This is a genomic window from Micromonospora sp. NPDC048905 (assembly GCF_040649655.1).
Classification (GTDB): domain Bacteria; phylum Actinomycetota; class Actinomycetes; order Mycobacteriales; family Micromonosporaceae; genus Micromonospora.
Map to the genome: position 1 here is coordinate 45,443 of NZ_JBEZFV010000009.1, position 26,740 is coordinate 72,182.

Sequence of the window (26,740 nt, forward strand, 5' to 3'; positions counted from 1 at the left end):
CTAAAGATCGAGCAGTCCGGCCGGCGGGTCGACGATCACACGTCCACCGGCCAGGTCGACCTCCGGAACGATCGCCCGGACGAACGGGATCAACGCGGTGCGCCCCTCGGGGCGTCGCAGCACCAGCAGGTCCGAGGAGGGCGCGTGGTCGATCCGGACCACGTCGCCCAGCCGTTCGCCGGCCGGGGTCACCACGGCCAACCCGACCAACTGGTGGTCGTGGAACTCCTCCGGGTCGTCCGGCGGGTCCACGTCGGCGCTGTCCACCACGAGCAGCGTCCCACGCAGCGCCTCGGCGGTGTTGCGGTCCAGGATGCCCTCGAACGCGATAAGCACCCGACCCTGGTGGAAGCGGGCTTCCTCGATGGTCAGCTCCGCCGGAAGCCGGAACGGCACCCCGGGTTCGTCCGCCGTGGCGGGAGCCGGGGGTGTCGCCCCGGGTTCGGTGCGCAGCACCGAACCCGGGGCGAACCGTGCCTCGGGCTCGTCGGTCCGCACTTCCACGGTGACCTCACCGCGGACGCCGTGCGGCTTGCCGATCCTTCCGATGACGAGCTGCATCAGTACGAGTCGACGATGTCGACGCGTACCCCGCGCCCGCCGATGGAGCCGATCACCTGGCGCAGCGCCTTGGCGGTCCGGCCGGACCGCCCGATCACCGTGCCGAGGTCCTCGGGGTGCACGCGGACTTCGAGCCGCTTGCCCCGACGGGAATCGACCATCCGCACCCGGACGTCGTCCGGGTGATCGACGATGCCCTTGACCAGGTGCTCCAACGCCGGACGCAGAGGCATGTCAGGCCTGCTCACCGGCGTCGGCAGTGGCGGCGGGAGCCTCGGCCGGGGCCTCGGTCTTCGGCGCCTCGGCCGCAGCCTCGGTCTTCGGAGCCTCGGCGGCCTTGGCGGCCTTCTTGGCCGGCTTGGCCGGGGTCTCCGGGGCGAGCCCGGCGGCGGCCTTCGCCTCAGCCTCGTACGTCGCCTTGCGGTCGGCCCGCTCGGGGGCGACGAGCAGCGGCGGCGGGGCCGGCAGGCCCTTGTACTTCTGCCAGTCACCGGTCAGCTCCAGCAGGCGCTGCACCGCCTCGCTCGGCTGAGCGCCGACCGACAGCCAGTACTGGACCCGCTCCGACTTGACCTCGATGATCGAGGGGTCTTCCTTGGGCTGGTAAATCCCGACGAACTCGATCGCCCGGCCGTCGCGCTTGGTGCGCGAGTCGGCGATGACGATGCGGTACTGCGGGTTGCGGATCTTGCCCATCCGCAGGAGCCGGATCTTTACGGCCACAGTTGTTTCGCTCCTGTTGCGATCTCACCGGCCCGTGCGGGCGGTGTGCATGGGTGAGCGCCGACCGGACCCGTGGGGTTGGGCCGGAGACTACTCGGTGGACTAGCGACGTGCCCGGGTTAGAGGGCGCCGGACGCGCGCCGGATACCAGCGACCCATTCTGCCAGATGAAGCGCCGATCACTCACACCGGAGCCCCGGACCCGCCCGCTGGTCGCCGCTACGTGACCGACATCACCCTGCCGTCGGGATCCACGGTGCCCGGCAACCCGGGGGTGGCCAGCCGAGCCAGCAGTTCACGGGCCGGGCCGGCGGGCACGATCCGCAACGCCTCTCGCGCCCGTTGGGCGTGCTCGGCGATCAGGCCGAGCAGACCGGCGACCCGTGGGTCGTCGGGCGCGACCGCCCCGGGCTGCGTCGACCCACCCCACCGGGACGCCCCGGCCAGCTCCCGAAGCTGCTCGCCGAGGGCATAGGCCGCGCCGACCTCACGACCGTAGGTGGCCAGCGCGTTCACCACCGGAACCCGGGCGCCGCCGAGCCGGCCGCCGAGCCGACACGGCAACTCGAACGCGATGGCGGCGCGCCCGACCAGGACGGCACCGCCGGCCCCGCCGCCCGACGACGGGTCGTCGCGCAACTCCTGAGCCCGCCCCTCACAGGCCACGGTCAACGCCTCGGCGAACTCGGCGACCACCGGGCCGCCGCCCTGCGCGGCGAACTCGTACGCACGGGCCAACAGGAAGTCCGCGACCAGCACCGCGAACCGGTTGCCCCACGGCGTCGGTCGTGGCCCGGTCGACCGGGGCTCCTCCCGGGCGCTGTCCACCGCCAGCCCGGCGAGCAGACCCAGGTCGACCGCCGCGGCGAGGGCGTGCCGGAGCGGATGCTCGCGGCCCCCGACCGCCGCGGCGACCAGCAGCAGCACCGCCGGACGCAGCGAGAGGGTCGACAGGTCCTCGTCCACCCCGCCGAGCCGGACGAACATCGGCCAGTCCTCACGTACGCAGCCGGCGAGCAGCTCGCCCACCGCCATCAGATCGCGCCGCAGGTCGCGGGCCAGCTCCGGCGCCGGCTGCGGCAGCGGGTCCAGCAGGACACCCGCCCGTGCCCCGTCCGGGAAGAGCGCCAGCCGGCGGCAGAGCGCGAACAGTGGCCGGTCGTCGTCGAAGGTGGCGTCGAGCACCCGCCAGGCGAGCAGGTAGCGGCGCACCGAGTACCGGCCGGTCTCGAAGTAGCCGGACTGCCGGGCGGCCAACTGCCGGGCGTACGGGGCTGGGTCCACCGGTCCCGTCTCGGCGCGGCGACGTGCCGTGTCGATCCGGTCGGCGGCGAGCAGGCCCGATTCCAGTGCGAAGCTGATGCCCTCGCCGGTGAACGGGCTCACCAGCCCCGCCGCGTCGCCGACCAGCAGCAGCCCTGGCACACCGCACCGGGACGGGTCGAAGTCCAGCCGCAGCGGCGCACCGGTCATCGGTCCGGTCGGACGGGCCGCCCGGAACCGGTGGTCGGTCGCCATCAGCTCGGTGACGAAACGCTCGTACAGCAGTCGGACGTTCTCCCGGTGGGCCGGGTCGAAGAGGCCCACGCCGACGTTGGCCGTCCCGTCGCCGACCGGAAACACCCAGCCGTAGGAGGGCAGCACCCGCCGGTCCGTGACGTCCGCCAGCGGAAGGTGGATCTCCAGCAACTCGTCGAGGTCCGCGATGTGCGTGAAGTAGCCCCGGGCGGCGAACCCGGTCCACTCCCGGTCCGGGCTGCGCAACCCGGCCTGGTGAGCCAGCCGCGAGGAGGCCCCGTCGGCGGCGACCACAGCCGGGGTACGCAGCGAGAAACGTCGGCCGGCGTACTCGACCTGCACGCCGTGGACCCCGGCGGCGCCGCCGAGCAGCCGGGTGGCTCGTGCCCCGGTCCAGAGGACCGCACCGGCGCGCACCGCCCGTCGGCACAGCACCGCGTCCAACTCCAGTCGGGGCACCACCATGCCGTACCCGGTGCCGTCGGGGTCCTCGTAGTGGAAGTCGCGACCGCCGCGCCCACGCATCCGAATCCGCACCCCGCCGACCCGCTGGGCACCCGTCAGCTCGTCGAGCACTCCCAGCTCCGCGAGCAGACGTACGGCGCTGCGGGTCAGGCCGTCGCCGCAGCACTTGTCGCGGGGGAACTCGCGCCGGTCCACCAGCAGAACCCGGCGGCCCAACGTCGCCAGCCGGTAGGCCGCGGCCGCGCCACCCGGGCCGGCGCCCACGACGACCGCGTCGAAGCCGTCGAGCCGGTCCGGGATCATCGGCGGGTCCAGCGTATCCATCTCAACCCGCCCTGGTGACGGCGTAGTCGGCGAGCCGGACCAGCGAGTCCCGGGCCGGGCCGGGAGGCAGCGGGTCCAGCCGTCGGGCGGCCTGGGCGGCCCGGCTCCGGGCCTCGGCGAGGACCTCGTCCACGGCTCCCGAGGCGACGACCAGTTCGGCCACCTCGGCCAGCTCCGCCGGGGTGGGCTCGCGTACCTCCAGAAGGTCGCGTAGCCGGCCGGCGGCCGGTGTGTCGCGGGCCAGCAGCCGCAGCACCGACAGGGTGTAGACCCCTTCCCGCACGTCCGTCAGCGGCCGTTTGCCGAGCGCCTCGTAGCTGCCGCGCACGTCGAGCGCGTCGTCGGCGAGCTGGAAGGCGACACCGAGGTCGTGGCCGTACCCGGCCAGCGCCTCGACGATCGCCGGCGGCGCCCCGGCGAGCAGCGCGCCCAACCGGCAGGGCAACTCGAACAGGGTCGCCGTCTTGCCGGCGATGATCTCCAGGTGCTCCGCCTCGGTCAGGCCGGTGTAGAACGCGTTCTCCGTCTCGCGGAGCTGCCCGGTGCAGAGCGCGACAAGCGCGGCGGCCGCCTCCCGGCCGTACCGGTCGTCGAAGGCGGCGAGCAGGGCGATCGCCCGGGCCACCAGGAAGGTCCCGGCGACCACGGCCGCCGGCTCGCCCCATTCGGCGTTGACGCTGGGGCCGTGTCGCCGGGTGACGGCCCGGTCCATCACGTCGTCGTGGTAGAGCGAGGCCAGGTGCAGCAGCTCCAACGCCGCGGCGGCGTCGAGCAGATGTGCCGGACGCACGGTGCCGAATTCCGCCGCGACCAGCAGCAGCGCGGGACGGATCCGCTTGCCGCCCCGGCGCTGCAGCGCCGTCGCCATCGCCCACAACGCCGGGTCCGACGCGGCGACGGCCTCCCGCATCCGCCGGTCCAGGCCGGCCAGCGCCTCTCGGGTAGGAGCGCTGGCCAGCCAGTCCGGATCGGGTGCGGCACCCATCGTCACCGCTTCCGCTTCGGCTTCGGCTTGGTGGGCTTCTCGGCCGCCGGTTGGCCGGCGTCACCGCTGCTCCCACCGCAGCCACAGCCACCGTCGCCGCGCCGCCCACTGCCCGGAGCGGACAGGGTGGGCACCCGCTCGACCAACTCCTGTGCCTTGTGCAGCAGTTGCTCGTCGTCGAGCATCCGCAGGATCTCCACGGGAGTACGACCAACGGCGTCGTTCGCCAGCGCCAGCACCTCCTCGGCGGCGGAGAGTTCCTCGGCGGTCAACCGGCCCGCGAAGCGGCGCAGCGTCTTGCGGGCCTCGTCGAGGTGCTCGCTGGTGAGCGTCGCCTCGGAACGCTGCGGCTGGAGCAGCACCGCGCGGGCCGTCTCGGCGTAGGTGTCGTAGAGCTTCTGCAGGTGCCGCCGGTCGGCGTCGGAGACCTTCGTCGCCCGGACCCGGGCCACCAGCCCGTCCTCGTTGGCGAAGTAGGTGTCGACAGCGAACCGGCCGACCCTGGTCTGCTGCAGGTAGCGCTGCCGGAACTCCTTCTCGACCGCCACGTCGAGGTCGACGTCCCGGTCCAGGACCCGGCGAGCGGTGCTGCTGGATGCGCAACCGCAGGCGCTCTCGTTGCCACCCTCGCCGCCCAGGTAGACCACCGACCCGGAGTCGCCACCCTCGGACAGGTGGGCGGTGGCGATCTGGCCCTCGAAGGTGGCCACGCCGACGCCGGGACCGTAGTCGATGCTCGCGCTGACATCCAGCTCGGTCACCGTGGAGGTGGTGTACTCGGTGGTCCGGCCGACCTTCTCCACGTTGCTGCCGATGTCGACGCCGGCGGTGGCGCCCGCGCCGCTCAGGAACGTCACGTCGAGTTGACGCAGTACCTCGTCGATGGGGTTGATCAGGGTCCGGTTGCACGAGCCGGCGAAGAGCAGACCGATCGCCGGATGGTTGCCGTTGGCCACCGGGTAGATGTTGTCCTTGACCTGGTCGATCACGTCGTTGGGCTGGGAGACCTGGCCGATCGCGCAGTCCACCAGGTTGCCGGCCGGGTTGATCATCACGAATCGCTTCAGGGTGGCGATGGTGTCGGCGGGCGTGGTGCCGCCGTCGGCAGAGCCGGGCTGCGTGATCGCGTCGCCGATCGCCCCGGCGTTGGAATTCGCCAGCACGTGGTTGTTGCTCAGGATGCAGAGCGAACCGTCGGTGTTGTCGGTGACCAGCGCGCCAAGCGTGCCGGCCGTGACATTGAGGTGCGCGACGCTCACCCCGTTGGGCGCCGGACGTTCCCGGGCGGTGAACTCCTGGGCGAAGAACGGACCGGTCTCCACCACGTCGACCTCGACGAAGTCGGACCCGAAGTAGACCCGCCGCGGCAGCAGCCGGGTGGTCGGTAGGAACTGCCTCGGCACCTTGCGGACCACGTACACCACCAGGGCCGGCTCCTCCGTGCGGCGGCCGCTGACCTCCCGTCGGCCGTAGGCGAGCCCGCTGACGTTCGGGTCGCCGAGCAGCCCGGCCAGTGGTCCTTGACGGGCCGCCCGGGCCAACGCCCGGGCCTTGACGTAACTGTCGTCGAACGGATTGGACATGGCCGCCTCCTGCCGGTGGAACGGGGTGATGGATCAGGTTCGGCGGGCCTCGAACGGCCCGGTGAGCACGAAGCGCAGCGCGACACCGTCGACGCGCTCGCTGGTGACGGCCACCAACCCGGGGTCGGTGACGTAGACGGTGATGACGTACGGGCCCGCCGGGTCGGGTCGGCCGATGCCGGTGCCGACGGCGGCGAACCGCCGGGTGAGGTCGGCTCGGTGCGCGGCCAGCACGGCACGGACGGCGTCGAGCGAGCCAGGCTCAGCCACAGCAACCACCACGAAACGGCGGGTCGGATCGGCGCGTCGGGCCGGTGGCACCGGGGTCGATCGGAACCGGGTGCGACGTGGGGTCGCCGTGTTCGTCGTCCGGCCCGGTGTCGTCGCCGTACTCGGCGCAGAGCCGGACCAGCAGCCCTTCCGCCGACCGCCCGACGATCCGGACGGAGACGATGCCGGGACCGTTGAGAGTCACCGTCGCCGCACCCGGTGGTGAGTTCGCCGGCACGTCGACGCGGTCGAGTGACGCACCGTCGTCGTCGAGCGCGGTCAGCTCGACCGGTTTGCCGCCCTGGTTGACCAGGGTGACGATGACCCGGTCCGCCGGGTGGGTCAGTTCGACCTGGACGCCGGCGCCGAGTTGCAGGGCCGCACCTCCGGTGGGCGGCCCGACCGCGACGACCACCCGGCCGACGCCGTCCACGGAACGGATGAGGAACTCGTGGTCCGTCCACTCCGCCGGGAACTGCGTACCGGGCTGACGGCCGGCGAAGTCGAGGCAGTCGCGCGGCCGGGGCGGCGGCGGCTCTGCCGGGCAGTACGGCTGCACGGCCAGCAGGTCCACGTCGTCGAACCACACCCGCCCACCGCCCCTCCGGGGTTCACGCCCGTCGGCCGCCGCCTCCAGGAAGACGGTCAGCGCGGCAGCCTGGGCGGTGACGCGTACCGTCAGCGGGCTCCACCGCTGGGCGCTCGTGCCGTCGCTCCAGACGACGGCGGCGGAGGTCGGGTCGGTGCCGCCGGTGGGATCGACGCCGAGTCGCGCCGTCGAGGGGTCGGCCTGGTCGAGGTCGTACCAGGCGGTGAGCTGGTAGGCCCAGCCCGGGTTGGCCCCGATCTGCTGCCGGACGCCGATCCGCTGCTGCGGCCCGGGCACCAGCCCCTGTGCCCGGCGACCACCGTGCACCACGAAGTTGCTCGCGGCGTGCTGGCCGGTGCCGCCGGCCGCCGAGCCGGCCAGCGCGTACGGCTCCCAGCCGTTGGCGACCTGTCCGGTGGTGCGCTGGGCGAACCCGTCCTCGAAGTGCCGGTTGACCACGTCGACGGCCCGGACCACCACCTCGTCGACGCCTGTCCCGCCGTCGTCGTCGGTCACCGTGCACCGGGCCAGGAACGTTCCGCAGTCCGGGTAACGGTGGGACACGACGGCGGTCCCCCGGCCGGCCGGCGGCTCGTGCGTCTCGTCGATCACGGCTGGCAGCGGCGGGGTGCAGTCGCCGAAATCCCAGACCGCGGTGTGCGTGTCGCACCAGCCGGGATCGGTGAACCGGGCGGTGAGGGTCAGGACGGTGCAGGGGTAGGTGAACAGATCGGGGCCGGCGTCGACCACGGGCGGGACGTTGCGCACCGTCACGGTCCGGGTGTCGGTCGCCATGCCGCCGTTCTGGTCCCGGACCCGCAGGGTCACCTCGTACACACCGTTGTCGCACCAGGCGTGCCGGACCGTGCTGGTGCCCTCGGCCCGGGGTGGGGTGTTGGTCTCCACGACCGTTCCCGGCTCGGTGGGTTGGGCGTCGCCGAAGTTCCAGGTGGTCTCGTGGGTGTCGGCGTACTCGACGTCGCTGAACCGCCCCACGAGCGTCACCACCTCACCCTCGTCGACGGTGAGGTCCGGGCCGGCGTCGACCGTGGGCGGCACGTTGGCGACGTACACCAGCGCGAAGTGGCGGCTGGTGGCGCCGCCGGGCTGGTTGATCGTCAACGAGTGCGCCGCCAGGTAGGTGCCGCTGGCCGTGTAGACGTGGTTGACGTCCGCGGTGGCGGCCGGTGCCGCGCCGTCGCCGGTCAGCCAGGTGTAGCCGGCCGCGACGCTGGTGTGCCCCGCGGCCAACAGCAGGGCCGACTGGGCCGTCCCGGTGTACGGCCCGCTGCTGCGCGCGGCGAGCACCTCGGTGCTCTCGCAGGAGCTGAGCACCTCCAGGTCACCGCCGAGGAGGATCCCGTCGGCGCTGATCACGACCGGGTCGAAGAAGACCGCCCGGACCCGCCCGATGCGGGCCAACTCGGGCGGCCAGCCGGTGATGCCGCTGACCGCTCCGGTGATCGGGTCGACGAGGCGCGCCCCGCCGATGTTGTTGACCACGGCCGTGATCACCGCGGCGACCACGATGATGATGATCCCGATCAGGATGCTGCCGGCGCCGAAGCTGATGATCGCCAAGATGATGGCGATGACCCAGAACAGGACCGACTCCTCGGGGTCGACGTCCGGCTCGCCGATCAGGTGGTTGTCCATTCGCTGGACACCGTCGGGATCGAGGTCGCCGCTCGGGGTCCAGTGCAGTCCCACGTCCGCCCGGAAGCTGGCATCGACGTCGATGCTGCCGAGGATCGCGTCGATGACGGTCAGCTCTCCGGTCATCCGGATCGACCCGTCGCGCAGGACGACGTCCAACTCACGGACGTCCGCCTTGTCGTCGCCCTGGTCGACGCGGCGCGGCAGGTCGCTGTCCGCCCAACCGTTGGTGACCCGGGCGGAGTCGATGTTCTCCTGCACGATCGTCCCGTCGAGCAGGATGGCGAAGTCCCGACCGGCCGGTACGACGTTGGTCATCGCCCCGATGTCGGCGCCCTCGCCGGCGTTGATCGCGATCACCAGCAGATCGGCGAAGACCCGGGTGGCGACGTTGTCGGCCTCGAACACCTCGCCCCCGACCTCCGGCGTCCACAGTGCCAGGAAGCCCCGCCCGGCCAGGTTGTCGAAGAGCAGGTCGCCGATGGCCGTCTCGATCTGCGCCACGGTCGGCACCACGATGCTCTGCGCCCCGAAGCCGTGCACCAGCGCCGCCCCCTGCTGGTTGAGCTGGGCTTGCAGCGCGTTGTCGAGGAACCCGAAGAGGGTGGCGTTGTTGGTGGTGAAATGGGTGCCCTCGATGCCGGGCGCCGGGCTGATCGGTCCCGCGACCACGGTCGCCGTGTCGAACCGCAACGTGTACGCCCCCGGCGGGGTCTCCAACGGCACCGTGATGGCGAGCCGGGTTTCCACAGCCATCGGGTCGGCCAGCGAAGGCGCCGCGCCACCACCCACGATGTGGAACATCCGCAGGTAGATCGGCATGCTGATGAGGACATGCCCCGGATCGGGCTGACTGACGTCGATCCGGTGGGCCGGGTCGGCCTGGTCGTCGTAGATCTCCAGGTGGGTGTCGAGGGTGTAACTGCCGACGCCCAGGCCCAACACCAGCCCGGTGTCGTCCTGCTCGTGCGGGATCGCCGGGATACCGGGGTGCAGCACGCCCCCGAGGCCGCCGTTCTCGTAGGCGAAGTGGACGTACTCGCCGAGGATCTGGACGAGCTTCGGGGCGAGAGGGTCGCCGCTGGTCAGGGTCGCGGTGACCGCACTGCGGGGCAGGCCGTCGAAACGCAGCCCCACGTTCTTCGAACCGGGCAGCACCCCGATCGGCGCAACGGCATGCGCGGTGGCGGTGAGGTCCAGCAGTTGCGCGGATGGCACCGGCGGGTCGGCGACGATCACCTGGATGACCAGGCCGAAGGTGAGGTCGCACCCGTCGATGTCGGGTCGTGGAGTGGCGTCGAGCTGGTCCCGGGGGATCTCCACCTGGCCGCCGGCCGTGGTGAACCCCCCGATGCCGAGGCCGGCGGGGACCGGCAGGTACTGCGGGATACGTCCCTCGTCGGTGCTGGTGTCGCCGCACTCGGCCGACTTCCAGGCACCCTGGAGAGCCTTGCGGAGTACGGGTGGGGTCGCCTCGATGACGACCTCGAAGCCATGGGTGTCGGCCATTGGTCCCCCTTCGGGGCCGGTGTGGTGGAGGCCGGAGGGTGTGTGGACGGCCGGATGCCGGGCCGGACGTCAGGAACTGCTCGGGGCCGTCGCCGAGCGACGGGCCGCCCGTTGGTCAGCGGGGGTGGGTGTCGGGTTCCGGATCCGGCGCTGGCGACTGGAGCCGGCCACGCACGGCGGTCAACGGCGTGGTCACCGCACCGCTGAGGATCGCGGCGAAGGCGTGCGGGGGCGCGAACCTCGGCCGGCGGGCGGAGATCCGCCGGTACTCCAGCAGCGGTTCCAGCACCGGGTGCCGGTCCCGGAGCGGTTCCAGCGGGTCGGGGCCGGCGCCGCCGGGCTGCCAGCGTGGCGGGTCGGTGTCCGGGTCAGTACCGTCGGGGCACGGGAGCACGCCCAGGTCGGTCAGGAGCCGGCGGACGGCGCGGCCATCGTCGGGGTCGACCTGGCGATCGACCAGCCGGGCGATCGCGGTACGCAGCTCGGCGAGCTTCTCTGCGGCGGACGGTCCGAGTCGGATGCGGTCGCCGATGCCGGTACGGGTGTCGGGGTTGAACTCGTAGCCGAGGTGTTCGACAGCCAGCAACGGATTCGTGGCTGCCGCGATCGCGACGGCGGGAGCGGCACTCAGCCTGGCGAGGATCACGCCGGCGCGGGCCTGTAGGTCAGCGAAGGTGTTGATCTGGTCGGCCATCGGGCCTCCCATAACTGGTGGTGACGTTGCCTGAACCCTAGGCCGCCCAGCCGCGCACGCACGCCCGATGTCCGCAGGACGACACAGAGTAATCGCGGCAGGTCAACGAACTGGTGGACGATCCCAGCCGGCGGGCAACCCGTCCGGTACGCCCCAGCCCGACGGCGGGGCATAGTCACACCAGGTGCCGTCGAACGGGAACGCGCCGGTCTCGGCGAGCGCGATCACCCGCTCCCCCTCGGCACGGACCGCCTTCTCGTCGGTCACCCAGTAGTCGGCACCGAAGGCAAGCCGCTCGACGAACTCGTCCTCGTCCTTCCACTGCCAACTGAGGTCCGGGTGGACGACCACGTCCAGGTCCTGGTCCACCACGTCCACACCGGCCACCGTGCCGTCGTCCCAGCGGACGCCCGGCTCCTCCAGGTTGACGTACCAGTTCAGGAAGTGCCCCTGCGCGTCGCGGAACCACCAGACGGAGTGCGCCGCCCCGGTGGGCAGGAACTTCAGCAGCGGCGGCCCGTTCCAGCGGCCGTGCGCCAATCGGTACGACGACGAGACCCACTGGGCGAACGGCATCGCCCGCATCCCCAGCCCCGCCTCGGTCACCTCGTGGGCCACCGGCGAGTCCCGGGCGATCCACACCAGCAGACCACGCTCGTCGTCGCTGACCACGCGGCCCGGTCGGACCCATCCGATCCGACCGTGCCGCACGTTGCGGTGCATGATCAGCCGACCCGGCGCGAAGCGCACTGCCTTCCTACGCTCAGTAGGCGCGGGCGAGGATGGCGACCAGGTCGGGCTCGTCCTCCGAGTCCGGCACCGAACCGTCGGCGCGCAGCAGGCAGCGCACCGTGACGCCCTGCCCGTTCGCCTCGGCCTCGCCGGCCACGCCGACCGCCGACCACGGCACCCGGGCCCAGCCGGTCGCGGCGGCCTCGATCGCCTCGGCCAGCGTCGCCACCTCCACCGTGCGCGACTCGCGGTTGGCCAGAGCCTGGTCGTGCAGCACCTGCTGGTCGGTCTCCAGCGCGGCCAGCACCGCGGCGACCACGTCCGCCACCGGCGTCGGGGACTTCGAGCCGTCCGTACGACGCACCACCACCGCGTTGCCGGCGGCCAGGTCACGGGGGCCGACCTCGACGCGTACCGGATAACCACGCAGCTCGGCGTCGACGGCCCGGCGGCCGAACGGGGTGTCGGTCCGGTCGTCGAGCGCGACCCGGACACCGGCGTCGCGCAGGCCGTCGCGCAGCTTGGCCGCCGCCTCCGCGACGCCCTCGCCGTCCTTGACGATCATGACGTACGCCTGGATCGGGGCCAACCTCGGCGGCACGCGCAGACCGTTGTCGTCGCCGTGCGCCATGATCAGGCCGCCGAGCATCCGCGTGGACGTGCCCCAGGAGGTGGTCCAGGCGTGTTCCCGGCCACCCTCCTTGGAGGAGTAGCTGATGTCGAACGCCTTGGCGAAGTTCTGGCCCAGCTCGTGGCTGGTGCCCAACTGGAGCGCCTTGCCGTCGCCCATCATGCCTTCGCAGGTGTACGTGGCCGTCGCGCCGGCGAACCGCTCGCGCGTCGTCTTCAGGCCCACCACGACCGGAATGCCGATCACGTTGACCATCAGATCCTCGTACGCCTCGTGCAGGATCCGCCGCGCGTACGCCCGGGCGTCCTCGCGGGTGGCGTGCGCGGTGTGCCCCTCCTGCCAGAGGAACTCACTGGTCCGCAGGAAGATCCGCGGACGCAGCTCCCACCGGACCACGTTCGCCCACTGGTTGAGCAGCAGCGGCAGGTCCCGGTACGAGTCGATCCACTTGGCCATGAACTCGCCGATGACCGTCTCGCTGGTCGGACGCACCACCACCGGCTCGGCGAGCGGCTTGCCACCACCGTGGGTGACGACCGCCAGCTCCGGCGAGAAGCCCTCGACGTGCTGCGCCTCCCGCTTGAGGTAGCTCTCCGGGATGAACAGCGGGAAGTACGCGTTCTCCGCACCCGCCGCCTTGATCCGGGCGTCCATCTCGAGCTGCATGCGCTCCCAGATGGCGTAGCCGGCCGGTCGGATGACCATGGTGCCGCGAACCGGGCCGTTGTCGGCCAGCTTCGCCTTGGCGATCAGGTCCTGGTACCAGCGGGGGAAATCCTCCGCACGGGGAGTGAGCACGCGTGCCATGACCGCACATCCTATGCGCCAGGCGGGACGCCACCGCGCCCGGGAGGCGTCCCACCCCCTCTTGCCCACGCCGAAGGGGTCGCCCAGACGAACCCGCACCGCGCCGGACGGGTCATGCGCCGGGGGCGGGCCACGCGTCCTGGGCCGGGCCACGCGGTGCGGGCCGGGCCACGCGGTGCGGGCCGGCCGCTCGGACGAGCTACTGCCGTAGGCCGCCGCCCGCCGAGGCCACCACCTTCCGCCCGCCCGCCGCCGCTCGCCAGCTCGCTCGCCCCTCCATGATCGTGCTCGATCCAGGATGTAGTGGCCTCGACGTTGTCGGACACCACTAGATCCAGGATCGAGCACGATCATGCGGGGCGACACGCCCCAGGCGGCGAGCCACGGGAGCGCGGGGCGCGGGCGCCGGATCAGCGCAACACTCGGCCGCGCAGGATCGTGCGGGACGGGGCGCGGACCACCCGTAGGTCGCGGCGGGGGTCCTCGGGGTAGACGGTCAGGTCGGCGAGGCCACCCTCGACCAGGCCGGGGAAGCCGAGCCACTCCCGGGCGGCCCAGGAGGCGGCGGCCAGCACGTCGATCGGCGCCATGCCGGCTCGTTCGTGCAGCAGCATCATCTCCTCGGCGGCCAGCCCGTGGTCGATGCCGCCGCCGGCGTCGGTACCCACGTAGATCGGCACGCCCGCCTCGTACGCGGCGCGTACCACCTCGGGGAACCCGTCGCGCAGCGCGAGCATGTGGTCGGCGTACCCGGGGAACTTGCCCCGCGCCTGCTCGGCGATGCCGCCGAAGGTGGCAATGTTGATCATTGTGGGGATCAGCGCGGTGCCCTGTCGGGCCATCTCGTCGATCAGGTCGAGGCTGAGGCCGGTGCCGTGCTCCACCGAGTCCACCCCGGCACGCACCATGATCTCGACGGCCGACTCGGAGAAGGTGTGCACCGCGGCGCGTACCCCGGCGTCGTGCGCGGCCCGCACGGCGGCGGTGAGGGTGTCCGCGTCCCAGGCCGGCGCCAGGTCACCCACGCCCCGGTCGATCCAGTCGCCGACCAGCTTGATCCAGCCGTTGCCGGCCTTCGCCTGCGCGGCCACCGTGGCGGCCACCTCGGTCGCGTCGACCTCCACGCCGATGTCGCGCAGGTAGCGCTTCGGCGGGGCGACATGCCGGCCCGCGCGAGCCAGCCGCGGCAGGTCGGGCTCGTCGTCGAGTTCGGGGTACGGGTACGGCGAGCCGGCGTCGCGGATCGCCAGCACACCGGCGTCCCGGTCGACGTGGGCCAGCTCGCGGGCCTGGTCGAGCGAGGTGATCGGGGCGCCACCGCGGGCAATGCCGATGTGGCAGTGCGCGTCGACAAGCCCCGGCAGGACGAACCCGCCGTCCACGACGGTCTCCGCGCCGGGCACCGGGGTGAAGGTCACCCGGTCGCCGACCAGCCAGAGATCCCGGACCTCGTCGTCGGGGAGCAGTACGCCGCGCACGTGAAGAGCCATGCGCACAGTCCTACCCGATCACTCCCCGTCGGGGGCGAGCAGGTCGTTCTTCCGTCGCCTGCCGTCACCGAGACGCGTCAGCGCGGGCCCTTGTCGCCGCCCTTGCCGAGCTTGTTGAAGTCGATCTTCGGAAGCTTGAAGCCGGGGGGAAGGCCCTGGCCACCGGCGAGGTCGTTCGGGTCCATCCCCGGCGGGAGCTGCGGCATGCCACCCGGGAAACCGCCCGGGAGGCCGGCACCGGCCCCGGTACGCGGACGACCGCCGCCCTTGGTGCCCTTGCGCTTGTTCTTCGGGGACTTGGTCGCCTTGCGGCGGCCACCACCGGGCAGGCCCATCATGCCGCCCATCTGCTTCATCATCTTCTGCGCGTCGGCGAAGCGGTTGAGCAGCTGGTTGACGTCCATTACGGTGACCCCGGAGCCGTTGGCGATGCGCGCCCGGCGGGAACCGTTGATGATCTTCGGGTTGGTGCGCTCGCCCGGCGTCATCGACCGGATGATCGCGGTGACCCGGTCGAAGTGGCTGTCGTCCAGCTCGGCGAGCTGGTCCTTCATCTGCCCCATGCCCGGCATCATGGCCAGCACGTTCGCGATCGGACCCATCCGCCGCACCGCGATGAGCTGGTCGAGGAAGTCGTCCAGGGTGAACTGCTCGCCGCCCATCAGCTTGGCGGTCATCTTCTCCTTCTGATCCGAGTCGAAGGCCTGCTCGGCCTGCTCGATCAGAGTGAGGACGTCGCCCATGCCGAGGATCCGGCTGGCCATCCGGTCGGGGTGGAAGACGTCGAAGTCCTCCAACTTCTCGCCGGTGGACGCGAACAGGATCGGTTGCCCGGTCACTTCGCGCACCGACAGGGCGGCGCCACCACGGGCGTCGCCGTCGAGCTTCGAGAGCACCACACCGGTGATGCCGACGCCGTCGCGGAACGCCTCGGCGGTACGGACGGCGTCCTGACCGACCATCGCGTCGATGACGAAGATGACCTCGTCCGGCGAGACGGCGTCGCGGATGTCGGCCGCCTGCTGCATCATCTCGGCGTCGATGCCGAGCCGGCCGGCGGTGTCGACGATGACGATGTCGCGGGCCGCGCGCTTCGCGTGCTCGATCGACGCGCGCGCCACCTGCACCGGGTCACCGGTGCCGTTGCCTGGCTCCGGGGCGTACACCTCGACGCCGGCCCGGCCACCGAGCACCTGGAGCTGCCCGACGGCGTTGGGGCGCTGGAGGTCGGCGGCGACGAGCAGCGGCTGGTGTCCCTGGCCCTTGAGCCAGCGGGCCAGCTTGCCGGCCAGGGTCGTCTTACCGGAACCCTGGAGGCCGGCCAGCATGATCACGGTCGGCGGCTGCTTGGCGAACTGGAGCCGCCGGCCCTCGCCGCCGAGCACGGTGATCAGCTCTTCGTTGACGATCTTGATGATCTGCTGGGCCGGGTTGAGCGCCTGGGAGACCTCGGAGCTGCGCGCCCGCTCCTTGACGGCCGCGATGAAGCCCTTGACCACCGGCAGCGCGACGTCCGCCTCCAGCAGCGCGAGGCGGATCTCGCGCGCGGTGGCGTCGATGTCGGCGTCGGTGAGCCGTCCCTTGCCGCGGAGCTTGGTGAAGATCCCGGACAGGCGGTCACTCAAGGTGTCAAACACGCGAACATCCCGTTTGTCAGTGTTCCGGCGGGCACAACGCGGCCGGCACTGCGGAGTCCGGCCACCGCTAGGGTAGCCGCCCCACCGCAAGGCCGCTGTCGCCCGGCCCGGGCCTCACCCCGACACCAACCCCGACTGGTACGCGAACACGACGAGCTGGGCCCGGTCCCGGGCTCCCAGCTTGCCCATCGCCCGGCTGACGTGGGTCCGCGCGGTCGCCGGACTGACCACCAGCCGGGCGGCGATCTCCTCGTTGTTCAATCCCTCACCGACCAGGCCGACCACCTGGCGCTCCCGGTCGGTGAGCGTGTCCAGTCGAGGGTGCGGGCGCGGCACCCGGGACGGTCGGGTGGCGAACTCCCGCACCACCCGGCGGGTCACCGACGGCGAGAGCAGCGCCTCCCCCTCGGCGACCAGCCGGATCGCGCGCAGCAGCTCGGCCGGCCGGGTGTCCTTGGTGAGGAACCCGCTCGCGCCGTGCCGCAGCGCGTCGAAGACGTATTCGTCCAGCTCGAAGGTGGTCAGCACCACCACCCGCGTACCTGTCAGTTCGGGGTCCGCGACGATTCGCCGGGTCGCCTCGATGCCGTCGATACCGGGCATCCGGATGTCCATCAGCACCACGTCCGGTCGCTCCCGGCGCGCCAGCTCGACCGCCCGCAGCCCGTCGGCCGCCTCGCCGGCCAGCGCCAGGTCGTCCTCGCTCTCCACGAGCGCGCGGAGACCGAGCCGGACCAGGTCCTGGTCGTCGGCGATCAGCACCCGGATCACGGGGTCGGCTCCGCGGGCAGCCGGGCGTACACCCGGAAGCCGCCACCGGGGTGCGGCCCGGTGGTCAACCACCCGCCCAGCGCCGCGACCCGCTCCCGCATCCCGGCCAGACCGTGCCCGCGCTCGTCGGCGGCCGGCGCTGCCCCGGCACCCATCCCCCGGTCGGTGACCTCGACGGTCACCTCGTCGGCGCGGTAGTCCACCGTCACCTCCGCACTCGCCACCCCCGCATGGCGCAGCACGTTGGTCAACGCCTCCTGCACCACCCGGTACGCGGCCAGGTCCAGCGCGGCCGGCAGCTCCCGGGGGGCACCGACGACGCGTACGTCGACGGCGAGCCCGGCGCCGGCGAGCCGGTCGCGTAGTGCCGGCAGTCGGGCCAGGCCGGGTACCGGCTCGCGCTCTGCCCCCTGCCGCACCGCGCCCAGCGTGACCCGGAGCTCGTCCAGCGCCTCGCGGCTGGTCCGGCTGATCGCGGTCAGCGCGGTCTCGGCCTGCTCGGGTCGTTTCGGCAGCAGATGCAGGGCGATCTCCGCCTGCATGCTGATCGCGGCCAGTCCGTGCCCCACCACGTCGTGCACCTCCTGCGCGATCCGCAACCGCTCCTCGTCGGCCCGCCGCCGGGCCTCCTCGGCGCGACCGCGGGCCTCCTCGGCCCGGCCGCGCGCCGCCACCTCACGGTTGACCCGCACCACGACCCCCACCGCGAACGGTACGGCCACCCAGGCCGACGCCGGGAGCACTCCGGTCCAGCCCGGGGCCGGACCCCGGGACCAGAAGACGTGCGTCAGCAGCACCACGAACGCGCCTCCGGCGGCGAGCGCCGCCGGACGCACCGGCAGCCGCACCGCCACCGTGTACACCGCGACCAGGAAGGCGAGCAGGATCGGTCCGTACGGGTAGCCGAGCACCAGGTACGTCGCGGTGGCCGCGGTGACCAGGGCGAGGGTGGTGACCGGGGTGCGCCGACGGGCCAGCAGGGCGAGCGTGGCGAGCGCGATCAGCACCCGGCAGACCCCGTCCACCGGCCTCGACCCGGGCTGGTTGTCCCCGGCGAGATCGGTGGCGAGTTGCCCGAAGCCGAGCAACCCCAGGGCGAGCACGGCATCCGCCGCCTGTCGCCCCCACTGCCCGTCCCACCGCATGGCCGTCATTCTGCCCGCGCCAAGCCCTCCCGACGTGCGTCCACGAGCGGCACCGTCCCTACGCCCCCGGACGTACCCGCTTGCCCTCACCGCCGGACCACGCGGCGCTCACCCTGGCGATGGGGAGTTGCGAGGCTCCGAGACCGCGCAGTCGGAGGCGGATACCGCCACGAGCGTGATGACTGTGCGGCATCAAGATGCCGCACAGTCATCACGCTCGTGTGGAGAGGGTTGGCGCAGGCTCCGGCCAAGCGGACTGCGCAGCACGCCGTCGGAGCTTCCGAAGAACAGCGACCGGACGGGACCGAAGCGGTACGAGCCGCAGCGGACCGCAACCGCAGCGCCGCGGCGACGGTGGGATCAGACGGCGGCGAGGACCGCGGCCTCCAGGGTCGCTCGGGCTTCGTCGTCCGGCCAACCGCCGACCAGGTAGAAGGCGTCCACCACGTCGGCGCCGAGAGTGGAGATGCGTGCCGCGCGGACCAGGGCACCCGCCTCGTCGAGCGCGCAGGTGACCCGGTAGAGCAGGCCGGCCGCGTCGGCCGCGCGGAGTTCCAGCAGCACGGCGTCGGTGGCCGCCTCGCGGTGCCAGACAACGCGGGGAGCGGCGCCGCTGCCCCGGGCGGCGAGCGCACGGCCGCGCAGTCGCTGGGTGACCGACACGTCACCGCCGACCGCCCGGCGCAGGTCGGCACGGAGCGGCACCGGGTCCGGCGCCAGGCCGTAGCGGGGCTGCACCCGGCACTCGACCAGAGCCCGGCCGTCGACCACTGACGCGTCCGCGGAGATCACTTCCAGCCGGTGCAGGGCCAGGCAGCCGGCAACCGTGGCGAGCAGGCCCCGCCGGTCGGCCGCGGCGACCGACACCCGGTCCCCGGTCAGGTGGACGACCGGCAGTGGCCCGGCCAGCAGCGCCGGATCGGGTGCCGGCGGCTCGGGCAGTACGCCGGTGTCGAGTGCGGTGCGGACCCGGGCGACCAGCTCGGCGACGAGTCGACCCTTCCAGTCCGACCAGGCCGCCGGCCCGGTCGCCGCCGCGTCGGCCCGGACCAGTGCGTGCAGCAGGTCGAGGGTGCCGGTGTTACCGACCGCCTCGGCCACCGAGGCGATGGTGACCGGGTCGGACAGGTCCCGGCGGGTGGCCACGTCGGGCAGCAGCAGGTGCAGACGGACCAGCGTGCCGATCAGCTCCACCTCGCTGGGGGGCAGACCGATCCGGGTCGCCACCGCCTGGGCCAGTGGCACCCCGACGGTGCTGTGGTCGCCGGGAAGGCCCTTGCCGATGTCGTGCAGGAGAGCACCGAGGAGCAGCAGGTCGGGGCGCTCCACGTCGCGGGCGTGCCGGCTGGCCTCGTGCGCGGCCTGCACGAGGTGCCGGTCGAGGGTGTAACGGTGCACCGGGTTGTGCTGGGGCAGGCTGCGCAGTCGGGTCCACTCGGGCAGCCAGCCGTCGACCAGGCCGTACCGGTCGCAGGTCTCCCAGGCGGGCACCAGGCCGGGACCGGCGCCGAGCAGGGTGGTCAGCGCGGCCCGGGCCTCGGCCGGCCAGGGCGCGGGCAGCGGCGGGCAGTACGCCGCCAGCCACTCGCAGGTGGCCCGTGCGATCGGCAGGCGGGTCGTGGCCGCCGCGGCGGCCACCCGCAACGAGAGGCTCGGGTCGGGGCGTGCGCCGATCGCCGTCCGGGCCAGCACCAGCTCGCCGTCGTGCTCGACCACGTCACGTGCCACCGGTCGACGCGCCGAGCGGCCGTTGCCGCCTCGGGACCGGTCGGAGCGCAACCGGTCGGCGGCGCGGAACGCGTCATCCAGAGCGTGGCTGACCGTGCGGGCGTCACCGGCGACCCGGCGCAGGAGGGCGTCGCCGTCGTCCAGACCGAGCAGGGCGGCCACCCCGTCGCGTTCCTGGGCGACCAACCGGTCGACCCGGCGGCCGACCTGCTGGTGCAGGGCGTCCCGGGTGTCCAGCAGGCGAAGGTGGGCGGCACGCACGGCGGGACGTAGCGCGTCGGTGATGCCGGCGGCGGAGATCGCCCGCAGCAGCCCCACGTCGCGCAGGCCCCCGGCGGCCTCCTTGAGGTCGCCCTCCAGCAGGAACGCCAGCTCGCCGTGGGCCTGCCAGCGCGCGGTGGTGACCTCCCGCAGGCCGGGCAGGTGCCGTACGGCGGTGCGCCGCCAATGATCGGCGGCGGTGCGGCTCAGCGCGTCGGCCAGCGTCTGGTCACCCACCACCAGGCGGGCGTCGAGCAGCCCGAGGGCGACCTTGACGTCGTCCTGGGCGACCGAGAGCGCCTCGGCGACGGTGCGTACCGAATGGTCCAGGCGCAGACCCGCGTCCCAGATCGGGTACCAGATCGAGGCCGCCAACTCGTTCGTGCCGGGTACCCCGGCGTGCAGCAACACCAGGTCGAGGTCGCTGTACGGGGCGCACTGGCGCCGGCCCAGCCCCCCGACCGCCAGCAGTGCCACTCCGTCCTGCGCCGGCAGCAAGCCGCGCAGATAGGTGTCGTACGAGGCCGCCCGGGCCAGCCGGGCGGCCTCGCCGATCCCCCCGGGAACGCCGACGACCTCGTTGATCAAGGGGTTCGCGCCACCGTCACCGGTGTTGCCTGACGCGTCCTTCTTGATCAACGAGGTCATGTCGGTCGTGGTCTCCAGATCAGAGTGCGTCGAGGCCGCGTTCGCCGGTACGCACCCGGACGACCTCTTCGACACCGGTGACCCAGACCTTGCCGTCACCGATCTTGCCCGTGCGGGCCGCGCCGACGATGGCGTCCACCACCTTGTCCACGTCGATCTCGTCGGTGAGCACCTCTACCCGGATCTTGGGCAGGAACTCGACCGTGTACTCGGCACCCCGGTAGACCTCGGTGTGCCCCTTCTGCCGCCCGTACCCCTGAACCTCGCTGACGGTCAGCCCGGCCACCCCGAGGGCGTGCAGGGCCTCCTTCACCGCGTCCAGCTGGTACGGCTTGATGACCGCGGTCACCAGCTTCATGTCCAACCCCTCCATCCCAGGAACGTTAACCGGCGACCTTTTCGCTTACCGGCTCGGCGGGCTCCGCCTCCGGCTTGGCGCCACTCGTCGTGCCGCCACCGGGGGTGCCGATGCCGGCCATCGCGAACGCGCTGCCCGTGCCGCCACCGGCCGGGGACAGGTCGTAGCTGCTCTCGGCGTGCTCGCCGATGTCGATGCCCTCGACCTCGGCTTCGGCCTTCACCCGGAACCCGATCGTCTTCTCGATGACGAAGGCGAGCACCCAGGCGATGGCGAACGACCAGGCGGTGACGATCAGGCCGGCGAGGGCCTGCCGCCCGAGCTGGGTGACGCCGCCGCCGTAGAAGAGGCCGTCGGAGGCGCCCACCACGTCGGTGATCGCGGCGTTCACCGAGTTGGTGGCGAAGAGACCCAGCCAGAGCGAGCCGATCCAACCACCGACGAAGTGCACGCCGACCACGTCGAGGGAGTCGTCGTAGCCGAGCTTGTACTTGAGGCTGACGGCGAGCGCACACACGACCCCGGCGACGATGCCGAGCAGGACGGACGCCCACGGGGCGACGAAGCCACAGGCCGGGGTGATGGCGACCAGACCGGCGACGGCGCCGGACGAGGCACCGACCATGGTCGGCTTGCGGTCCTTGACCCACTCGACCGCGATCCAGCCGAGCACCGCCGCCGCCGTGGCGAGCTGGGTGTTGATGAAGGCGAGGCCGGCGACCGAGTCGACGGTCAACTCCGAACCGGCGTTGAACCCGAACCAGCCGAACCACAGCAGACCCGCACCGAGCGCGACAAGCGGGATGTTGTGCGGCTTCATGCCCTCGCGCGGCCAACCGAGCCGCTTACCGAGCACCAGCGCCACGGCCAGGGCCGCCGCACCGGCGTTGATGTGCACCGCGGTGCCACCGGCGAAGTCCAGCGCGTGGATGTCACCGCCGATGATGCCGCCGCCCCACACCCAGTGCGCGACCGGGAAGTAGACCAGGGTGGCCCACCCGAAGGCGAACAGCAGCCAGCCGGCGAACTTGGCCCGGTCGGCGATGGCACCACTGATCAGCGCGACGGTGATCACCGCGAAGACCATCTGGAAGGCCATGAACACGTAGAGCGGAACGCCGATGCCGCTGGGGTTCTCCGCCGTGGCACCCCACAGGTCGGTCTCGGCGAGGAAGGTCTTGGTGCCGAGGTACGCGCCCGGGTCACCCCAGAAGCCGTTCACGTCGGTCCCGAAGGCGACGCTGAAACCGTAGAACCACCACAGAATAGAGATGAGCCCGATGGCAGAGAAGCTCATCATCATCATGTTGAGTACGCCCTTGGCCCGGTTGAGGCCGCCGTAGAACAGCGCCAATCCGGGGGTCATGAGCAGCACGAGCGCGGTCGAAACCAGCAGCCACGTGGTATTGGCGCCGTCGATCGTCGGTGCTTCAGGCACGCTGGCCTCCTAAAAGGTGAAGTCCTCCTTCGCGGCTTTCCGGGGCAGCGTCGCCCGTAGGCCGGTTGCGCGGAAGCTTCGCGGCCGGCTGTTTCACCCATGGTCCCGTGCGGGTTTCCGGTTCGTGACGGGTTGTTTCGTACGTGTCACGAAGTCCGCACAGTCATCGACATGGACAATGGTGGATCGTTCGGACGGCGCACGTCGATGGCTGACCGGCCAGGCGCATCGACCGGTCCGCTTGACGGGACCGGCCGAGCATCGACCGGTCCGCGCTCAGCGGAGGGCGTTCTCCAGGGCGTGCCGCTCGTAGTCGAGCAGCCGCAGATCCCGCATCGGCCGGCGCAGGTGGCCCTTGTGCACGATCCGGACGAACGCCGGCTCGCCGGCGGCAGCCATCCGGCGGATCCCCTCGACGTGGTCCACGATCCGTTTACGGATGGTCCGGATCAACCGGTGCCGGTCGCGCGGGATCAACCCGTACGCGTCGGCGAAGAGCCGCAGCCGGCGCGGCCGGTCCGGGTGCTTCCAGCCCAGCGTGATCGAGTCCCGGTCCGCGAAGATCGGCACCCAGGTCCAGGCCGCGTACGCCACGTCGTAGATCCGCGCCCCCGGTGAGGCGAGGTCGAAGTCGATCAGCCCGAGGGTGCCGTCCGGCCGCCAGATCACGTTGTGCGGCGCGGCGTCGTGGTGACAGATCACCTCGGTGTCCGGCGGTGGCGGGCCGAACGAACGCCAGACCGCCTGCGGCGGCGGGATGAACCCGTACTGCGCGTCGTGGAACATCCGCAGCATCGTGGCGACGGTGACCAGCGCCTCGTCGGTCACCCAGTGCGGGGCGAGCGGATATTCGCCGCACTCCCCCTCCAGGTACGACAGCACCTCACGGTTGCGCTCGTCCATCCCGAGCGCCCGGGGGGCACCGGTGAAGCCCACGTACTCCAGGTGGCGCAGCAGGGCGTGCACGGACGGTGTCCACGGCCCGGCGTTGCGGCGGACCGTGTCACCGACGCGGACGACGGTGCTGACGTTGCCGCCGTGCAGCGGGATCTCCTGCGAAGTCACGTACGGTCTCCCGAGGCGCTGCGAGGGGTGGCCGGGCTCGCGCCAGCCCGCGTACGCGCGATCGTCGGTGGTCACCCGAGACTACGCGTCCCGTCCGGTGGCCTCGGTCCCCAGCAACGCGTCGACGAACTGCGCGGGGTCGAACGGGGCCAGGTCGTCCTTGCCTTCGCCGAGGCCGACCAGCTTCACGGGGATGCCGAGCTTGCGCTGCACGGCGATCACGATGCCACCCTTGGCGGTCCCGTCGAGCTTGGTGAGCACCACCCCGGTCACGTTCACCACGTCGGTGAAGACCCGGGCCTGCTCCAGGCCGTTCTGGCCGGTCGTGGCGTCCAGGATGAGCAGTGTCTCGTCGATCGGGCCCTGCTTCTCCACCACGCGCTTGACCTTGCCCAGCTCGTCCATCAGGCCGACCTTGTTCTGCAGGCGGCCGGCGGTGTCGATGAGCACGGTGTCCACGCCGGTGTCGATGCCGCGCTTGACCGCGTCGAAGGCGACGCTTGCCGGGTCGGCGGCCTCGGGTCCACGGACGGTCTCCGCGCCGACCCGGGAGCCCCAGGTCTCCAGTTGGTCGGCGGCGGCGGCCCGGAAGGTGTCCGCGGCGCCGAGCAGCACGGTCCGGCCGTCGGCCACCAGCACCCGGGCGATCTTGCCGCAGGTGGTGGTCTTTCCGGCGCCGTTGACGCCGACGACCAGGACCACGGCCGGTACGCCGTCCTTCGGGGCGGTCCGCAGCGACCGGTCCAGGCTCGGGTCGAGCGCGTTGACCAACTCGGCGGCGAGCAGCGCGCGCAGCTCGGAGGCCGAGCGGGTGCCGAGCACCCGGGTGCGCTCACGGAGCCGGTCGACGATGTCGCGGGTGGCGTCGACGCCGACGTCGGCGGTGATCAGGCTGTCCTCGATCTCCTCCCAGACGTCCTCGTCGAGGTGGTCGCGGGCGAGCAGGCCGAGCAGGCCCTTGCCGAAGACGTTCTGTGAGCGGGACAGCCGCGAGCGGAGCCGCACCAGCCGTCCGGCGGTCGGCTCGGGCACCTCCACCGGCGCGGGCGCCTCGATGACCGGCGGTGGCTCGACCAGGACGCCGGTGGACAGATCGGACTCCGGTGCCTCGACCGGCGGGCCGGCGAGATCCTCCTCGGCCCGGGTGTCGACCTCGGTGCGGGGAAGCGGGGGCTCGGGCCGCCGCCGCAGTCGCGGCACGACCAGCCCTACTGTGCCGGCGATCAGCACACCGAGCAGGACCAGAGCGAGGACGAGATATTCGGCCATGCCGGAATCCTGTCAGATGGCGACGACGGCGTCCCAGCCACCGCACCCCCGAGCGGGCCGGGAGTCTCCGCCACCGCACGGTTGAGCGGTGCTCGCGGTCTCCGCCACCGCATCCGGCCCGTGCCCGGAACCGGCGGTAGGCTCGGCCGCATGTCCGCCGCACACCTCCTCATCGGCCCCCTCCTGCGGCGAGTCGTGGACACCCGCGCCACCATCTGGGTGGAGACGGCGGGGCCCGCCGTGGTCACCGTCCGCACCGCCGACGGCGCCACCGGCACCCAGCCCACCTTCTCGGCGTACGAGCACCACTACGCGCTGGTGGTGGTGGAGGGGCTCACCCCGGACAGCGCGACCACCTACGAGGTGCTCGTCGACGACGAGCTGGTCTGGCCGGTGCCGAGCAGCGGCTTCCCGCCGAGCGTGATCCGCACCCGGGCCGCCGACGACCGGGACCAGCCGGTCAACCTGATCTTCGGCTCGTGCCGGGAGACCACCCAGCACGCCACCACCCGGAAGCTGCCGCCGGACGCGCTCGACGCGTACGCCCGGCGGTTGATGGCCGACCCGGAGTCGAACCCGCTGCCCGACCTGCTGGTGCTGCTCGGTGACCAGGTCTACGCCGACGTCACCTCGCCCACGGTGCGCCGGTTGCTGCGTCGGCGGCGGCGGCGGCCGAAGGGCGCCCCGGCCGACCAGGTGGTGAGCTTCGACGAGTACACCAAGCTCTACCTGGAGTCCTGGCGCGATCCGGAGATTCGGTGGCTGCTCTCCACCGTGCCGAGCGTGATGATCTTCGACGATCACGAGATCATCGACGACTGGAACACCTCGGCGGCCTGGCGTGCGGAGGTGCGCGAGCAGCCGTGGTGGCAGGAGCGGATCGGCAGCGGACTCGCCTCGTACTGGGTCTACCAGCACCTGGGCAACCTGTCCCCGGACGAGATCACCGCCGACCCGGTCTACGCCAAGGTCGTCGCCGCCGAGGACGCAACAGGTGTGTTGCGTGAGTTCGGGCACCGGGTCGACCAGGAGTCGGACCTGGCGCACGACACCGAGCGCTGGCGCGCGGTGCAGTACCAGTGGAGTTACGCACTGGACCTGGGCCGGACCCGGTTGGTCATGCTGGACAACAGGTGCAGCCGGGTGCTCGACCCGGGCAGCCGGGCCATGTTGCCGCCCGGCGAGTGGTCCTGGTTCCTCGACCAGGCGCACGGGATCTACGACCACCTGGTGGTCGGCGCGTCGCTGCCCTGGCTGCTTCCGCAGGGCATCCACCACATCGAGGCGTGGAACGAGAAGCTGGCGGACTCGCGTCGCCCCTGGGTGGCCCGCGGGGCGGAGAAGCTGCGCCGCGCCCTGGACCTGGAGCACTGGGCGGCGTTCCGGCGCTCCTTCGAGGCGCTCACGGAGACCTTCGCCCGGATCGGCACCGGCACCCCGAGGCAGTCCGGCGCACGGGTCGGTGCCGGCCCGGCGTACGCCCCTCCGGCGTCGATAAGCGTGCTCTCCGGGGACGTGCACCACTCGTACGTGGCTCGGGCCCGGTTCTTCGACCCCGCGGTGGTCACACCCGTGCACCAACTCACCTGCTCGCCGATCCACAACCAGGTGCCGGCCGGCATCCGTCCGCTGATGCGGTTGGGCTGGTCGGCCGGCCCGGCCGGTGCCACCCGGGCGTTGGCCCGCTCGGCGGGCGTACGGCGGCCTGGTGTGCGCTGGCGCAAGTTGGCCGGCCCCTACTTCGGCAACGCCGTCGCCACGCTCACCCATCAGGGGCGTGGCGCGGACGTGGTCATCGAGGGCACCACCAAGGACGGGCACCTACGCCCGGTGATGCGACGTCGACTCTCCGGTAGCGGCGAGCCGACCGCGCCGTAGTCTCT

The 26,740-nt window shown here is 72.3% G+C and carries 21 protein-coding genes; 1 reads left to right on the forward strand and 20 read right to left on the reverse strand.

Annotated elements, in window-relative coordinates:
- The 20 genes from rimM to ftsY form a co-directional block, all read right to left on the reverse strand.
- On the reverse strand, window positions 1-561 hold the full coding sequence (gene rimM / locus AB0C01_RS23490) for a ribosome maturation factor RimM (protein ID WP_357250394.1): 561 nt from the start codon (window positions 559-561) through the stop codon (window positions 1-3).
- Window positions 561-821 (reverse strand): RNA-binding protein, encoded by a 261-nt coding sequence (locus AB0C01_RS23495; RefSeq protein WP_172862164.1) that lies wholly within the window; start codon window positions 819-821, stop codon window positions 561-563. Before AB0C01_RS23495 ends, rimM begins: the two co-directional genes overlap by 1 nt.
- A complete protein-coding gene (gene rpsP / locus AB0C01_RS23500; RefSeq protein WP_357375649.1) occupies window positions 796-1,284 on the reverse strand; it encodes a 30S ribosomal protein S16 in 489 nt (162 codons plus the stop codon). Before rpsP ends, AB0C01_RS23495 begins: the two co-directional genes overlap by 26 nt.
- 219 nt (window positions 1,285-1,503) lie before the next feature.
- Complete coding sequence (locus AB0C01_RS23505) at window positions 1,504-3,591, reverse strand: geranylgeranyl reductase family protein (RefSeq protein WP_357572125.1); 2,088 nt, start codon at window positions 3,589-3,591, stop codon at window positions 1,504-1,506.
- A gap of 1 nt (window position 3,592) precedes the next feature.
- Window positions 3,593-4,576, reverse strand: coding sequence for a polyprenyl synthetase family protein (locus AB0C01_RS23510; RefSeq protein WP_357572126.1), 984 nt, complete (start codon window positions 4,574-4,576; stop codon window positions 3,593-3,595).
- 2 nt (window positions 4,577-4,578) lie between these two features.
- The gene (locus AB0C01_RS23515) at window positions 4,579-6,159 is read right to left on the reverse strand and encodes a hypothetical protein (RefSeq protein WP_357572127.1); all 1,581 of its coding nucleotides are present in this window, start codon (window positions 6,157-6,159) and stop codon (window positions 4,579-4,581) included.
- Between the two features lie 33 nt (window positions 6,160-6,192).
- Window positions 6,193-6,429 carry a hypothetical protein gene (locus AB0C01_RS23520; protein WP_357250408.1) on the reverse strand — a complete coding sequence of 79 codons (237 nt, stop codon included), beginning with the start codon at window positions 6,427-6,429 and terminating at the stop codon, window positions 6,193-6,195.
- Complete coding sequence (locus tag AB0C01_RS23525; RefSeq protein ID WP_357572128.1) at window positions 6,422-10,183, reverse strand: PKD domain-containing protein; 3,762 nt, start codon at window positions 10,181-10,183, stop codon at window positions 6,422-6,424. The genes AB0C01_RS23520 and AB0C01_RS23525 overlap by 8 nt, the downstream gene beginning before the upstream one ends.
- 115 nt (window positions 10,184-10,298) lie before the next feature.
- Window positions 10,299-10,877, reverse strand: coding sequence for a hypothetical protein (locus AB0C01_RS23530; RefSeq protein ID WP_357572129.1), 579 nt, complete (start codon window positions 10,875-10,877; stop codon window positions 10,299-10,301).
- 102 nt (window positions 10,878-10,979) lie between these two features.
- Window positions 10,980-11,627 carry a DUF402 domain-containing protein gene (locus AB0C01_RS23535; RefSeq protein ID WP_357250416.1) on the reverse strand — a complete coding sequence of 216 codons (648 nt, stop codon included), beginning with the start codon at window positions 11,625-11,627 and terminating at the stop codon, window positions 10,980-10,982.
- 13 nt (window positions 11,628-11,640) lie between these two features.
- Window positions 11,641-13,047, reverse strand: coding sequence for a proline--tRNA ligase (gene proS, locus AB0C01_RS23540; RefSeq protein WP_357250419.1), 1,407 nt, complete (start codon window positions 13,045-13,047; stop codon window positions 11,641-11,643).
- A gap of 410 nt (window positions 13,048-13,457) precedes the next feature.
- Window positions 13,458-14,537, reverse strand: coding sequence for an amidohydrolase family protein (locus AB0C01_RS23545; RefSeq protein ID WP_357250422.1), 1,080 nt, complete (start codon window positions 14,535-14,537; stop codon window positions 13,458-13,460).
- Between the two features lie 77 nt (window positions 14,538-14,614).
- On the reverse strand, window positions 14,615-16,174 hold the full coding sequence (gene ffh / locus AB0C01_RS23550; RefSeq protein WP_357250424.1) for a signal recognition particle protein: 1,560 nt from the start codon (window positions 16,172-16,174) through the stop codon (window positions 14,615-14,617).
- A gap of 114 nt (window positions 16,175-16,288) precedes the next feature.
- Window positions 16,289-16,945, reverse strand: coding sequence for a response regulator transcription factor (locus AB0C01_RS23555; RefSeq protein WP_357572130.1), 657 nt, complete (start codon window positions 16,943-16,945; stop codon window positions 16,289-16,291).
- Window positions 16,942-18,090, reverse strand: a complete 1,149-nt coding sequence (locus tag AB0C01_RS23560; RefSeq protein WP_357572131.1) for a sensor histidine kinase — start codon at window positions 18,088-18,090, stop codon at window positions 16,942-16,944. The genes AB0C01_RS23555 and AB0C01_RS23560 overlap by 4 nt, the downstream gene beginning before the upstream one ends.
- 360 nt (window positions 18,091-18,450) lie before the next feature.
- Entirely contained in the window at window positions 18,451-20,727 is a 2,277-nt protein-coding gene (locus AB0C01_RS23565; protein WP_357250433.1) for a [protein-PII] uridylyltransferase, read from the reverse strand.
- A 19-nt stretch (window positions 20,728-20,746) separates the two neighbouring features.
- The gene (locus tag AB0C01_RS23570) at window positions 20,747-21,085 is read right to left on the reverse strand and encodes a P-II family nitrogen regulator (protein ID WP_172862163.1); all 339 of its coding nucleotides are present in this window, start codon (window positions 21,083-21,085) and stop codon (window positions 20,747-20,749) included.
- 25 nt (window positions 21,086-21,110) lie between these two features.
- Window positions 21,111-22,523, reverse strand: a complete 1,413-nt coding sequence (locus AB0C01_RS23575; RefSeq protein ID WP_357250435.1) for an ammonium transporter — start codon at window positions 22,521-22,523, stop codon at window positions 21,111-21,113.
- A 276-nt stretch (window positions 22,524-22,799) separates the two neighbouring features.
- A complete protein-coding gene (locus AB0C01_RS23580; protein ID WP_357250439.1) occupies window positions 22,800-23,663 on the reverse strand; it encodes an aminoglycoside phosphotransferase family protein in 864 nt (287 codons plus the stop codon).
- Between the two features lie 6 nt (window positions 23,664-23,669).
- The gene (ftsY, locus tag AB0C01_RS23585; RefSeq protein ID WP_357250442.1) at window positions 23,670-24,857 is read right to left on the reverse strand and encodes a signal recognition particle-docking protein FtsY; all 1,188 of its coding nucleotides are present in this window, start codon (window positions 24,855-24,857) and stop codon (window positions 23,670-23,672) included.
- Between the two features lie 150 nt (window positions 24,858-25,007).
- Here ftsY and AB0C01_RS23590 point away from each other — a divergent pair, with 150 nt between their 5' ends.
- The gene (locus AB0C01_RS23590) at window positions 25,008-26,735 is read left to right on the forward strand and encodes an alkaline phosphatase D family protein (protein WP_357250445.1); all 1,728 of its coding nucleotides are present in this window, start codon (window positions 25,008-25,010) and stop codon (window positions 26,733-26,735) included.
- The last annotated feature ends 5 nt before the right edge of the window (window positions 26,736-26,740 follow it).